This window comes from Enterovibrio norvegicus DSM 15893 (genome assembly GCF_900115495.1).
GTDB lineage: Bacteria > Pseudomonadota > Gammaproteobacteria > Enterobacterales > Vibrionaceae > Enterovibrio > Enterovibrio norvegicus.
Window position 1 is genome coordinate 1 of the sequence record NZ_FOWR01000049.1, and the last position, 13,638, is coordinate 13,638.

The window sequence follows — 13,638 nt, forward strand, 5'->3', positions numbered from 1 at the left end:
CGTTGGTCAAGCAGGAGCTTTGGGGGATGTTGCTTGCCTACAACCTGCTGCGTTTTATGATGTGCCAGATGGCGTATTCCTTGAATACGGTAATGCCATACCAAATAGGTTTTAAGCAGGCATCGATATTTTTGGTGAGTCAGTTGCAGATGCTCCCGGCAGTCGCGCCCGGAAGATATCCAGAAGTGCTCAGGTATATCCTCGATATGGCAGAGAGCTTTGTGCTTCCAGAGAGGAGGGAGAGGACATATCCAAGAGCAGTAAAGAAAAGGCCCAGTCGCTATGCGACCAGGCCTTCTAGAAGGCGTAATTCAGCTTAATTCACATGCATTAAGCCATTCGGCTCCCTTTCTTGTTTTTCATGGTTGGTCTATTTAAAACAAAATGTATTACCAAACATCTTTATCAATTTGCTTGTCTAGCTGAGGGAATTTCTTACGATCGAAAGTCGGTGTTTTACCTTCCTTACGTTGCGCTTCGTAGTCCTTCAACAGTGCAATGACCACACCAGACAAAGCCAGTACGGCAACCAAGTTAACGATAGCCATCATACCCATCGACAAGTCAGCAAGTGCCCATACAGTAGGTAGATCAATCACAGCGCCTACAACAACCATTGCTAAGACAGCCACGCGGTAAATGTTGATTGCGAGTTTGCTTTTGAAAATGTACTCGATGTTTGATTCACCGTACGAGTAGTTAGCAATCAAAGAAGTGAATGCAAACAGCAAGATTGCGATAGCGATGAACTGTGCACCCCAATCACCGACTTCAGTGACCAGTGCTGCTTGAGTCAAAGCAATACCGGTAAGATCGCTGGTGGTATCAAGCATGCCAGAAAGCAAGATAATGGATGCTGTTGCTGTACAAATAACGATGGTATCGATGAACACCCCCAGCATTTGTACGTAACCTTGTGCGACAGGATGGTTAGGGCGCGTGGTCGCTGTTGCTGCAGCGTTCGGTGCAGAACCCATTCCCGCTTCGTTTGAGAACAAACCACGTTTGATGCCTTGCATCATTGCCGCACCGAGTGCACCGCCAGCAGCTTGTTCAAAGCCCAATGCGCTTTTGATGATGGTGGCAAAGATGTCAGGAAGCACAGTAATATTAATGGCGATAACGTAGAGCGCCACAATCAAGTAACCGATTGCCATGAAAGGCACAATAAGTTCAGCAACACGAGAGACAGAACGCATACCACCGAAAATAATCGGTGCAACAGCGACGGCAAGGAGAATACCCACCCAAGTGTTGTCGGTGCCAAACGCGGTGTTCATTGCCGCAGCAATGGAGTTTGATTGAACGCCGTTAAACGCAAGGCCGAAGGCGATGATCAAGCAGATAGCAAATAAGATGCCCATCCAACGCTGGCCTAAGCCTTTTTCCATGTAGTAGGCAGGGCCGCCACGGAAAGTGTTGTCGTCGTGATTCACTTTGTAAGCTTGGGCGAGGGTAGATTCTGCGAAGCTGGTAGACATACCCACTAGGGCGGTAATCCACATCCAGAATACAGCACCAGGACCGCCGAGGTAGATAGCAACGGCAACACCTGCCATATTACCTGTACCCACGCGTGCCGCGAGGCTTGTACTGAATGCTTGGAAAGAGGAAATACCACCATCAGCACCGCTACGGCTGCCTTTGATGAGAGAAATCATGTGCCCGAATGAACGAAATTGGAGGAAACCAGTGCGAATGGTGAAATACAAGCCCGCGCCGATCAAAAGGTAGATGAGCACACTTCCCCATAGCAAGCCATTTCCGGCATCGATAAAGGAAACGAATAAATCTTTTAGTTCCGTCATAACAAACTCTACTGTCGTCAAAAAAGGAAAGGCAGAGGAGTGAACAAGGAGGAAACAAACGCTCTGAAACTTCCTTTTCAGCTCTGAGCCTCGGGCAATGGTTGCCCTGGCGACGCTTCCTTGCAGAGATTCATGGCCAGTATTCGTGCGCAGCGAGCCTGCGGCGCTATCTTCAATTCCATTTGAGTATGTATCCTACGGCCAGTTCTATTGCGGCTTACAGGTGTACGCTACAAGAAAACGGCGCGATAATACTTCAATTTGAGATATTGAGCATCCTAAAATTTCGTCATTTGATTAAAAATGCGTCAAATAATTTAATGAAAAGATAATTATCCAACATAAACACCATAAATCGTTAACACGGTAGCCAAATGTTTTCCAAAGTGGTTACTTTGGTGCTTCTGCTTTTTTTGCGTCTATATTTGGCGCTCAAAGCGCGTGAAAAGCGATGCTTGTGTTGAGCTGACCTATTTTTGAAGAGCGAGGGAACAGAAAGAAGGAAAAATAATGAGAGAGATAAAAGAACAATAAGCATCACTCTTCTTGGTGCAGCTTACGCTCGAAATCACTTTGCACAATCGCTAATGCTTTGAGCACTGTCTCTGGCGCAACATCGTGGCTTTCCAATAAGTAGATTAAATCGACGGCCAATTTAATTTCATCAGGTGCATGTTCTAAGCCTGAATCACTCATTGTTGGGTTTCTCCGATAAGTGTGGGTAAAAGACGGCGAGGGCCGAATGTATTAACTCCGCATGCAGCGGAACCAATGCCGTTTGTTCTGTGCGATAGCCTCCGCCAATCACTGCGGCGACGGGAAGGTGGTGTCGTTTACAGGCATGAAAGACAGCCATATCCCTCTCTGCAATGCCTTGTTGAGACACTGACAGGTATCCCAATTCATCCTCTTCGTGTATATCAACGCCAGCGTCATAAATGATCATATCTGGTTGATGCTGGGCAACAGCGCGTTCAAGTGTAGGGATAAACGCATCTAAGAACGTTTTGCTGTTAGTTTGTCTTTCGAGTGGTAAATCGATATCTGAATCCGGTTTGCGTGATGGAAAGTTCTTCTCGCAGTGCACCGAGAATGTCACGATGTCATGGCGTTCTGCTGCTAACGTGGCGGTTCCATCCCCTTGGTGAACGTCACAATCCACGATAAGCACCTTCTCGATGCCATCATTCTTCAGGGCATGGTCTGCGGCTAAAACCAAGTCATTAAACAAGCAAAACCCACTACCAAAATCGTAATGTGCGTGGTGATAGCCACCGGTTAAATGTATAGCAACACCTTCCTCAATGGCTTTATCCACGGTGAGAACGGTTCCCCCTAAAGAGGTTAAGCTTCGCTGCAAAAGCGCCGCGCTCCATGGAAATCCAATCCTGCGCATTTTTACGAGAGGAAGCGTACCTGTGATAAGTGCATTCACATAATCAGGATCATGGATAGCGGTCAGCGCATCAGGATGAAGCGGCTTTGGTAGATGAGAGACAACGGGTAAAGCGTGCTCATCAATATACGCCTTGAGCAATTGGTACTTTTGTAGCGGATAGCGATGCCCATCGGGCAACGGGAAATCTGAATAGATAGGGTGATAAATGACGGACAACATGTCAGTGCTTTTTTTCGCGAAAAGTGATGCGGGCTTCGATTTTTTGTCTTGCTTCACTGCAACGCGCGAGACGTTTCTCCAGTGTTAATAGATTCTTTTGCATCTGTTGTTGTTCGACAAGTGTTTGGCATTGGCCAAGTTTCGCCTCAGCATCACGCACCATATCGTCTAGACGTCGCTCCCAGCTTTGGTGTTGGGCGAGATCTTGATAAAGCTGGCTTGTCGATGTGCCAAATCGCGGCGCAAAACTTCTTTCTTTTTGTCGAATGGAGATTGTTGCCATTTCTCGCTGCAACGCGCTGATCTGGTTAAGCAGCTTTTCGCACAGATAATCTGCTCGTGCAGCAGTGAGTCGGCCACTTTCTTGCTCACGTTCTAGTGTTGCGACAAGGCTCTGAGCTTCAGAAACACAAGGCGTGAGCAAGCGTGCGAGACAACTAAAAAGACGCTCGTCGAACAAAGGCTTAATGGCCTCACCCCGTTTTCTATCAATGTCCGCTGCATTAATAGCAAGGGTTTGTAATTGTTGTTTTAACGTCGATAAATCCATCTTGCTCTCAAATAAAAACTTAGAACCAAGCGCTGTATGCGAGTTTTACTGCCATCACAACAACAACAGTAACAAAAATAGGGCGAATAAACTTCGCACCAAAGCGTATGGCTGAATGTGCGCCAATGAAAGCACCCGCCATGAGGCAAATGCCCATTGTCAGGCCGATAGCCCAATTTACATGACCCAAAATAATGAATGTCACCAAAGAGGCAATGTTGCTGGTGAAATTCATTGCCTTTGCAAGGCCTGATGATAGCAAGATATTCATCTTGTACAGCGACATTGATGAGACGGTCCAAAAAGCGCCAGTGCCTGGGCCGACAACACCATCGTAAAAACCAAGCGCGAGACCTTGTCCCCACTGTTTTGTTTTTATTTTCGGATCATCTTTTGGCAATTCATGGTTGTCCGCTTTTGGCTGGGGATGCCAAATGGTGTAGACCGCGACAGCAAGAATGATCAGTGGCAGTGATTTCTCAAGCCACTCAGTGCTGATGTAATCGACGATGAGTGTGCCAATGATTGCACCAACGAGGGTGGCAATAAAAGCTTGGGTCCAAAATGCGGGCGAGAAAAGTTTTTTCTTATAGTAAGTGAAGGCAGCCGTGGACGATGCAAAGGTCGCAGAAAGCTTGTTTGTGCCCAACGCGATGTGCGGGGGTAATCCGATAGAGAGAAGAGCAGGGACAGTTAACATGCCTCCACCGCCTGCAACGGCATCAATAAAACCCGCAGAAAATGCCACCAACGCCAGAACGGCAATGGTGGTTGGATCTAGTAGCTCGATCATTTTACGGCTCTTTATGTGTACTCAATGACACGCTTAAAAGGTGGAAGGGAATCCAGTAGGGCTTTTCCGTAACGTCGATTAATCACACGTCGGTCGAGCAACACAACTCTACCAAAGTCCTGTTCCTTTCGCAGTAGCCTACCTGCTGATTGTATGAGCTTTTTGCTGGCTTCTGGCACGGAGATCTGCATGAATGGATTCCCCCCTTTGCGCTCGATATATTCAGCATGTGCTTCTTCGACAGGCGATGTAGGCACGGCAAATGGAATTTTAGTAATAATCAGGTTGGTTAACTGATTGCCGGGAAGGTCGACACCTTCAGAAAAACTGCCAGTCCCAAAGAGTATGCTGACTTTTCCTTGCTCGCAGCATTTGCGGTGCGCATCGAGCGTTGCTGTGCGTGATGCTTCGCCTTGCACATGTAAGTGCCAACCATTTTTCTTTATCTGCAGGCGAAGCTTCTCTGCCACTTGGTTCATCTGCCAGTACGAAGAAAACAGTACCAAGCTGGCGGTTTGTCCTTCCAAGTATTCCAAAAGAATGTCTGGCAGCATGGCGGTGAACTGCTCTTGTTGAGGCTCAAAGGGGACGTTCGGCACGACTAACTGTGCATTCTCTTCGTAATTAAAAGGAGAAGGCAGAGCGAGGAAGCGCGTTCCATCATTTTCTTCCAGCCCAACCTGACGACAGAAATAGCTGAATTGGTTTAATGCACGAAGTGTCGCGGACATTAGCGAAACGCCAGCCGCTCTAGACCAAAGAAGCTGGTCTAGACGCCAGCCGATCTCTAGTGGCGAGACGTGAACAACGAGGTCAGTCTCTCGTTCTGCATCGCGTTGAATCCAACGTGCGAGTGGTGCACCTTTATTAGCGTTAGGTTGCGCCATTAAGGTCCATACCTTTTCGAGGTTTTCTAATCGCTGTAAGAAAAACGCCGACTCTGCTTGAATGGGATCGGCGAGACGTGCGGCTATTTCGCCGTCTTTGACGCGCTCAGAAACTAAATCATGGAGCTTCGCTAACGATTGATTGGCTTTTTTAGCTGCTTTTTGGATTTCTTTAGATAAATTGAACAGTGCTTCAGGCAACTCGCCATCTTCGAAGCGATAAACGCCATCACTGTTTAAAGGCATATCTGACAGCATGTCTCGCACCGACCTTAAGCTCGGAATAAGATCTTGAATCCCCGTTTGTAAGCTGTCCAAAAAACGTGAACTGCGCTTGATGTCTCCCGCATTGGCGATTTTCGATGCTGATTGGTTAAGCTTTTCTAGCCATGAGGCCGCGCCGAGCAAGCTTGCAGACGCGGCAGAAAAGTCGCGCGCAACAATCGGGAGGTGGTGCGCTTCGTCAATCATGTAGAGCGCTTGTTCTGGTTCTGGAAGGATCACTCCGCCGCCCAGTTCTAAATCTGCCATCAACAAACTGTGATTTGCGACAATGACATCGGCTTTATCTAAATTTTCACGCGCTTTAGCAAATGGACAGCCTCTGTGCGCGGTGAGGCCGGAGTGGCAGGTGTGCTTATCGGAAACAATACTTTGCCAAACAGTGTCGGGAATGGACTTTGGCCACGCATCTCTATCTCCTGACCATTTACCTTTACTGTAAGCAGCGTAGAGGTCATTCATGAGGTCAATTTCTGCTTTCTTAGGCTTATGATCGAACAGCGCTTGCTGACCGTGTCCTTCTTCACTGGCAAATGCCGCGAGTTTCTGCCCACAGCAATAACGCTGCCTTCCTTTCGCTAACACAAAGCTGAACTCACGGGGCACGACACGTCGAAATAAGGGCAAGTCTTTCTCTATCAATTGCTCCTGAAGCGCGACAGTGGCTGTAGAAACAACGACCTTCTTATTGTTATTCAGCGCATAGGGAATGGCACCTAAGAGATAAGCCATTGATTTACCAATCCCAGTACCGGCTTCTGCCACCATGATCCGGCGTTTTGGGTTGTATTCCCCCGCCAATGTTTTGGCAAGCTCTGCCACAAGAAAATTTTGGGCTTTTCTTGGAATAAAGTTCTGCAATTGAGCTCGAAGATTCTCGTAGCTGCTACGTATGTCATTTTTGGTAGATGGACTAAGCATAGATGGCACATATTGGCGTGTAGATGGGCAGTATATCACGCATAAAGAATGTGAATGAGTTCAAGTATTCGCGTATTAGTTTTAATTTATGAGACTGAGATCACGATTATGGATTGAACTAATATTAGCTATCACTATGAAAAGCAAAGGGAATGCCTTTCACTGTGTAGGTTGCAAATATGTAGTTATATATGCTGTTTTTTGTATTTTTAAAGGTTCATTTTGGTTTTTTGTTCTGATATGGAAATGCGAGCAACTTTGCAGAAAATTGACAATGCTATTTCAATACCGTGACTCCGCTCAAGTTAATGTTTTTATCGTTATGTATTTAAAGGTTTTTTTGCTTTTTTTGTTTGTTTTAGGTTGATTTGACAGATTTTAGATTGTTCTGCACGATAACTTTCGAAGTTAAAGCGTATTTGTTGCGTCGTTGTTGTGACGTTGTGACGAGTGCAACCATAAAAGGGATCCCGGAACAGGAATTCCATTCTAATAAAGAAAAGGCAGTGGATTAACATGAAAAAGACAATTCTAGCTTTGGCAGTTCCAGCTCTTCTAGTCGCTGGTGCAGCAAACGCAGCAACTGTATACGACCAAGATGGTGTATCTGTCACTATTGGCGGTGCAGCAGAAGTTCAGATTTTTCAAGATTATGAATTTAACGGCGAAGACAAAGACCTTGATGTTCGTCTAGACGACGGCGAACTAAATTTTGGTATTGATGTTGCGGTGAGCGATGATCTGACAGCGCTTGGATACTTCGATTTTGAAAACGAAGGCAACGACGTCAAAAATACCGAACTTTGGGCTGGCTTCAAAGGCGGTTTTGGCCAAGTGACTGCCGGACGTATGTATACTTTTTGGGATGATACGAATATCAATGAAGATATCGAATTAGGACTAGAAGGTGTGAATGGTAGCCTCCCAGCGAGCGGTGATAATGTAATTAAGTACCGTTATGATGGCGATGCGTTTTGGTTTGGTATTGCTCATAACCTAAAACAGTCCGGTAGCGAAGAAGAATCATTTGTATCGACTGGTGGTACTTTGACGCGTAATGTAACTGTCAATGAAGCATCTCATACTGATGCTGGCGTAGGTACATCAATCGCTGGTTTGGATCTTAGCGCATACTTCTTGACTGCTGAGCAGACTCCAATCGAAAATGGCGCTAAAAAAGCTAAATCAGACAAAGACGCATTCCAGTTAAGTGCTGTTTACAACATGGATGCGTTCACTCTTGGTGCATCTTACACTGATTTTGAAGAGAAAGACGGCGGCGTTCAGGACAAAGCAAATTCTGGTCACTACGTAGAGTTGTTAGCGGGTTATGGTGTTGGTGACTTCCAATACTACTTGGGATACAACTTTGGTGAAAACGACGACGACTCTGATGGCAGCAACATTTATGCAAACGCAACATACAAAATGCATAGTAATGTGAAGACTTATGTAGAGTTGGGTTGGGCAGAGAAACAAGTGAAAAACGCGAAGTCTGATGACGCGACTGGTTTCTTAGTAGGTATGGAAGTTAAATTCTAACTTACTTGTACACTAAAAGTAAAAAAGCTGCCTATCCAAGGCAGCTTTTTGTTTATCTGAGAGAACGATTCTAATGAAAGTAATAGTATTTTTTTGTGCTTTTATCTTTTCTAGTTCAATGGTGGTGGCGTCTGAAATTGAAGTAGGCGCTGGCTTACAGGTGCTAGTACTTAATGGGAATAAGGTAGAGGCTAATAGTGGGGAGACTCTCAGCTTAAACAATGGTGACAACCAATTAGTTGTTAGATACAAGTCCATCTTAGATCAGGGTTCTAAAACAAAACTTTTTGAGTCAAAACCATACGTTTTCCAATTTACTGACATTGGTAAAGATCTTTCTATCTCTATAGAGCGTTTTAGGAAGTATATTAAAGCTGAAAGAGCTTTTGAGAAGGGCAAAGTTAGCTGGTCAATTGAAAATTCTGCTGGCAAAAATATCAGGTTTCATGTTGATGTACTTCCTGGCAACCCTGGTCTGTTTCCTTACGGTGACCTACCAAAAGCTGTTTCAGTTTATAACAAAAATAACGGCATTTATTTTGACGGCCAGGAAATTAAAGACCTCAATGAAGAGGTCGTGGTTGCAGTATCAAAGACTGGTGATGTGGAATTAACCGGAGACGCTCTGGCACAACTCAAACTTTGGTACACTAAAGCAACCAAAGAAGAACGTAAGACATTCCGTAAGTGGATGATTGATCAAGAGTGATCGTAAAGAATTTTAGATAAACGCCCAGTGGGCGTTTATCTCGTTATTCAAGAATGGTAATAGCGACTGTGTACTCGACATTCTTGGCAACGCGGCTCTGTCGGATCTTCAATGATATCTTGAAGATCGATAGGCTCCTCGCAATCAGCGCAGTAGCCAAACAATCCCGTGTGAATAGCACATAAGGCGGCGTCGATACGCTCAAGCCTAAAGCCATCATCATGGAGATCGTCGCTTTCTCTGCGACATAGCTTAATCAGGTGTGCAGTCGGCACGCTGGAAACATCTTGGCCCGTTAACCTTATCAGCGCATCTTCTAATCGACTGCGAACTACTTCCTTCTCGTTCATCAGTTTTTTTTGTAGCTGTGCTACCTTTTCTATATCAAGCATGGTTTTGTCTTCGTGCGCCTCAAGTATCCGTATTAGTCTATTTCGAATTCGTATACAGGCTCTGACATATATCAATTCCAGTGGATAAACCCTGAAATTTGTCGGTATTTAGGGGGCGTTGAAACGGGTATATTGACAAACCACCTACAGGCGTACACGAAAAGAAGGACATAATCATGGATGCCAACTACAAAGACCCTTTTAGCTTTGCCCACTTTCTAGGATTGATTGCGGTCATTCTCCTGCCCACGTTGCCAGCGACACTCACGTGGATAAAAATGCTCAGCAGCTAGGTTAGGAGGGAAGAGTGGGGAGTTCGCTTAAGCGATTAATATTGGTTGCGCTAGGGTGGTTATGTGTCGTCCTGGGGGTCATCGGTATTTTTCTCCCTCTTCTGCCTACAACACCGTTTATTCTTCTTGCCAGTGCGTGCTTCATGCGCGGCTCTCCAACCATTGCCAACTGGCTACATCAGCACCCCAAATTTGGGCCCATTCTTTATCAATGGCATCATCACCGTGCGATTGATCGCCGGGTGAAGCGTCGAGCCAATGTCTGCATTGTATTAAGTTTCACGTTCTCAATCTTTGTGGTGCCAGAAACATGGCAGAAAATCATGCTGATAAGTATGGCAACGGTACTTTTAATTTGGTTTAACCGTTTGCCTGAAGTCGAAGCAGTTGCCCACACCCCTGAAAATACATAACATGGCAGCAGAGCAAACCTAAGGGGCTTTGTTGTGTGTGTTATTCCGACGCATCAATACTGTCTCAGTCCTCCCTATATTGTTGGAAACCACATTGAGTGGTGAATCATTATGAGCCAAGACAAAATCGCATTTATCAAAGACAACATCAAATCCGTTCCTGACTACCCAAAGCCAGGCATTATTTTCCGTGACATCACCAGTTTGATGGAAAACGCGGAAGCGTATCAGGCAACGATTGCGATGCTAGTGGAAAAGTACCGAGATCAAGGCTTTACTAAGATTGTGGGGACTGAGTCCCGTGGTTTCCTATTTGGCGCGCCACTTGCGCTTGAATTGGGTGTGGGTTTCGTACCTGTTCGTAAGCCAGGAAAACTGCCTCGCGAAGTGATCAGCGAAAGTTATGCATTGGAGTACGGCGAAGACACGTTAGAGATTCATGTCGACGCGATTGTTGAAGGTGATAAAGTGTTGATGGTTGACGATTTACTCGCAACTGGCGGTACGATTGAAGCGACCACCAAGCTGATTCGCCGTTTGGGCGGTGATGTGGCACATGCTGCGTTTATCATCAATCTACCTGAAATCGGTGGTGAGATTCGACTGCAATCACTTGGCTTAGAGGTTTATAGCCTGTGTGAATTTGAAGGTCATTAATTGTCAATATAATTACGTGTTTAAACGTCGTGAACGATAGAGCGTGATTCGTGAGATCGCGCTCTTTTTGTCTCTGTGCTAGGATGGCGGCAATATATGAAAAGATTTTATAACCTATGAGTTATCAGGTACTAGCCCGCAAATGGCGTCCGCATCAATTTAAAGATGTGGTGGGTCAATCGCATGTTTTAACTGCGTTAGCCAATGCCTTAGATCACAATCGCCTTCACCATGCTTACCTCTTTAGCGGTACACGCGGTGTAGGTAAAACGACGATTGCCCGCATTTTCGCAAAAGGTCTGAACTGCGAACAAGGTGTCACATCAACACCTTGTGGTGTGTGTTCTACCTGCCAAGAAATCGATCAAGGTCGATTTGTCGACTTGCTTGAAATCGATGCGGCATCGCGTACAAAAGTCGAAGATACAAGGGATCTTCTTGATAACGTCCAATACAAGCCAGCGCGTGGACGTTACAAAGTTTACCTTATTGACGAAGTCCACATGCTGTCTCGTCATAGCTTCAATGCGCTCCTTAAAACGCTTGAAGAGCCGCCTGAATACGTCAAATTCCTGCTCGCGACAACTGATCCACAGAAGCTGCCCGTCACTATTCTCTCTCGATGCCTTCAATTCCATTTGAAGCACCTGGATACGACCCAGATCAAGCATCAGTTAGAACACGTGCTGACGGAAGAGACCGTCGCTTCTGAGCCTCGTGCGCTTTCTTTGATTGCAAGGGCGGCTGAAGGCAGTATGCGTGACGCGCTCTCTCTGACCGACCAAGCAATAGCGCTTGGAAATGGCGCCGTGAACGAAGCACAAGTAACAGAAATGCTAGGTACGTTGAGTACTGACCAAGCCCTGTTGCTGCTGGAAACCCTTTCAAGCGGTGATGCGAACTTAGTCATGCAATGCCTGACTCAGCTTGCCGAAGTTGGCGTTGAGTGGGATGGCTTACTCAAAGAAATTGCGAGCCAGTTGCATCGTGTAGCGATGGCACAAGCATTGCCAGAATCTGTAGATACGTCATCACCCGACGCAGAACGTGTGACAATGCTGTCTCACGCGCTCACGCCTCAAGACACGCAGTTGTTCTACCAAATTGTGCTACAAGGCCGACAAGATTTGCCTTACGCCCCAGATGGGCGAGCAGGGTTAGAGATGGTGCTACTGAGAATGCTGGCGTTTAGACCCGTAACCTCGACGCATTTCGAGCCAGAAGCCATTTCTGTGCCGTCTACAGAGCCGGGCCAGCGAGTTGCCGCATCGCCATCACAAGCAGCGCCTAGTGCGCAGGTCGCGCCCGTTCAGGATAGAATCGCGTCTTTAAAAGCGCAGGTTGCATCAAGTCGCGCACAGCCGCCAATACAACCTCAAACGGCCCCAACATCTGCTCAGCCAGCAATGTCGGTAATGCCTGAAAACGCACCAAGCAATCAGTCTCCAAGTGCGTACACGCCAGCGAGTGCCCCTGCAAGCGGTGCTGAGCCACAAGCGCCGATCCGCCCGCACACTGCAGATGTTGACCCTCAACTGTCATCGCATATGGCAGCGATGGAGCAAGATGCGCAGCGTGAATATGACGATGATGGCCGTGATGACAATGCGCCATCACCGATGCAGCAAGCGCCAAGTCATGCCTATGCGCCGCAAGGGCAACAATCTTCTGCTCCGAGTGAGCGTCCGTCTTCTGCGGGCGATTTGCTCGCGGCGAGAAACATGCTGCGTAGCAGAGCGCGTCAGCAGGAGGGGCAGCCGCCAAAAAAGGGTAGTCCGGCATCTGCCGGTCGTGAGTCCACGTCGGTGCTAGACAGGATCGCAGCAAAGCATAAGCCTGCGGATCCTGCTTCGTTTCAGCAACTTACCACGTCAGGTGCGACGCCGGTAAAAAGTGATGATGCATACCGTTGGCAGCCGACAAAAATTGACGCGACAACGCCAGCGATTGTTGTCACGCCAGAAAAAATCAAGAAGGCGTTGCTTCATGACCGAACGCCTGAAATGCGGAAAAAGCTTGAGCAAGAATCCATTGATCAAGATGAGTGGTGCCGTATCGCCAATGCATTAGACGTTCCTCGTCTGGTGAAGCAAATGGCATTGAATGCATCCATGAAGAAAGAGGGGAACGATGTTGTGTTAACCCTTCGATCTGAGCAAGCGCACTTGAACAAAGATAAAGCGCAAACGCTACTTGCTGATGGGCTAAGCCAATTAATCGGTTCTCCAATCAATTTAACGATTGAGCTAGGAGAGCAAGGGGTTACACCGCTAGAATGGCGAGATAAACTCTACACAGAAAAACTCACTCAAGCGGGCCAAAGCTTGAGTGATGATCCTAATGTTCGCTTTATCTGTCAGCGTTTTTCTGCTGAGTTAGATGAAGAAAGCATTCGACCAATATAACCACCCAAGCTAAAAGAGAGAGAATTATGTTTGGTAAAGGCGGAATGGGCAACCTGATGAAGCAAGCGCAGCAGATGCAAGAGCGCATGCAAAAAATGCAGGAAGAAATCGCAAACATGGAAGTCACCGGTGAAGCCGGTGCTGGCCTTGTTAAAGTCACCATTACAGGCAGCCACAGTGTGCGTCGTGTCGAGATCGACGACAGCCTAATGGAAGATGACAAAGACATGCTTGAAGACTTGGTTGCAGCTGCGTTTAACGATGCTGCGCGCCGTGTTGAAGAAGCACAAAAAGACAAAATGGGCGACGTCACTGGCGGCATGCAAATGCCTCCTGGCTTCAAAATGCCATTCTAACGACGACGTTTA

At 46.7% G+C, this 13,638-nt stretch carries 13 protein-coding genes and 1 pseudogene; 7 read left to right on the forward strand and 7 right to left on the reverse strand.

Annotated elements, in window-relative coordinates; translation table 11 throughout:
* Nucleotides 1-320 (forward strand): annotated as a pseudogene (locus tag BM082_RS21485) (IS4 family transposase); the annotation flags it as partial.
* A 69-nt stretch (nucleotides 321-389) separates the two neighbouring features.
* On the opposite strand, the gene BM082_RS21490 reads toward BM082_RS21485, so the two are convergent.
* The 6 genes from BM082_RS21490 to dinG all read right to left on the reverse strand — a co-directional run bounded on the left by BM082_RS21490 (nucleotide 390) and on the right by dinG (nucleotide 6,859).
* Entirely contained in the window at nucleotides 390-1,808 is a 1,419-nt protein-coding gene (locus BM082_RS21490) for an alanine/glycine:cation symporter family protein (protein WP_074928555.1), read from the reverse strand.
* Nucleotides 1,809-2,345: 537 nt separating this feature from the next.
* Nucleotides 2,346-2,504 (reverse strand): pleiotropic regulatory protein RsmS, encoded by a 159-nt coding sequence (gene rsmS, locus BM082_RS21495; RefSeq protein WP_017008485.1) that lies wholly within the window; start codon nucleotides 2,502-2,504, stop codon nucleotides 2,346-2,348.
* Nucleotides 2,497-3,426: a histone deacetylase family protein gene (locus BM082_RS21500; RefSeq protein WP_074928557.1), complete on the reverse strand. Its 930-nt coding sequence runs from the start codon at nucleotides 3,424-3,426 to the stop codon at nucleotides 2,497-2,499. The genes rsmS and BM082_RS21500 overlap by 8 nt, the downstream gene beginning before the upstream one ends.
* A gap of 1 nt (nucleotide 3,427) precedes the next feature.
* A complete protein-coding gene (priC, locus tag BM082_RS21505) occupies nucleotides 3,428-3,976 on the reverse strand; it encodes a primosomal replication protein PriC (RefSeq protein ID WP_017014135.1) in 549 nt (182 codons plus the stop codon).
* A gap of 19 nt (nucleotides 3,977-3,995) precedes the next feature.
* A complete protein-coding gene (locus BM082_RS21510; RefSeq protein WP_074928559.1) occupies nucleotides 3,996-4,769 on the reverse strand; it encodes a sulfite exporter TauE/SafE family protein in 774 nt (257 codons plus the stop codon).
* 11 nt (nucleotides 4,770-4,780) lie between these two features.
* Nucleotides 4,781-6,859 (reverse strand): ATP-dependent DNA helicase DinG, encoded by a 2,079-nt coding sequence (gene dinG, locus BM082_RS21515; protein ID WP_074928561.1) that lies wholly within the window; start codon nucleotides 6,857-6,859, stop codon nucleotides 4,781-4,783.
* A gap of 516 nt (nucleotides 6,860-7,375) precedes the next feature.
* Here dinG and BM082_RS21520 point away from each other — a divergent pair.
* Together BM082_RS21520 and BM082_RS21525 are read left to right on the forward strand one after the other, a co-directional pair.
* Complete coding sequence (locus BM082_RS21520; RefSeq protein ID WP_074928563.1) at nucleotides 7,376-8,401, forward strand: porin; 1,026 nt, start codon at nucleotides 7,376-7,378, stop codon at nucleotides 8,399-8,401.
* 73 nt (nucleotides 8,402-8,474) lie between these two features.
* On the forward strand, nucleotides 8,475-9,110 hold the full coding sequence (locus BM082_RS21525) for a YccT family protein (protein WP_017008493.1): 636 nt from the start codon (nucleotides 8,475-8,477) through the stop codon (nucleotides 9,108-9,110).
* 47 nt (nucleotides 9,111-9,157) lie between these two features.
* Here BM082_RS21525 and BM082_RS21530 read toward each other — a convergent pair whose 3' ends face one another.
* Nucleotides 9,158-9,502 carry a TraR/DksA family transcriptional regulator gene (locus tag BM082_RS21530; RefSeq protein ID WP_074928565.1) on the reverse strand — a complete coding sequence of 115 codons (345 nt, stop codon included), beginning with the start codon at nucleotides 9,500-9,502 and terminating at the stop codon, nucleotides 9,158-9,160.
* Nucleotides 9,503-9,809: 307 nt separating this feature from the next.
* Between BM082_RS21530 and BM082_RS21535 the strand changes: the two genes are divergently transcribed.
* From BM082_RS21535 to BM082_RS21550, 4 genes are all read left to right on the forward strand, one after another.
* Complete coding sequence (locus BM082_RS21535; RefSeq protein ID WP_050999820.1) at nucleotides 9,810-10,208, forward strand: YbaN family protein; 399 nt, start codon at nucleotides 9,810-9,812, stop codon at nucleotides 10,206-10,208.
* Between the two features lie 111 nt (nucleotides 10,209-10,319).
* Nucleotides 10,320-10,865: an adenine phosphoribosyltransferase gene (apt, locus tag BM082_RS21540; protein WP_017016221.1), complete on the forward strand. Its 546-nt coding sequence runs from the start codon at nucleotides 10,320-10,322 to the stop codon at nucleotides 10,863-10,865.
* Nucleotides 10,866-10,981: 116 nt separating this feature from the next.
* Entirely contained in the window at nucleotides 10,982-13,270 is a 2,289-nt protein-coding gene (gene dnaX / locus BM082_RS21545) for a DNA polymerase III subunit gamma/tau (RefSeq protein WP_074928566.1), read from the forward strand.
* A gap of 26 nt (nucleotides 13,271-13,296) precedes the next feature.
* Entirely contained in the window at nucleotides 13,297-13,626 is a 330-nt protein-coding gene (locus BM082_RS21550; RefSeq protein ID WP_017008499.1) for a YbaB/EbfC family nucleoid-associated protein, read from the forward strand.
* The last annotated feature ends 12 nt before the right edge of the window (nucleotides 13,627-13,638 follow it).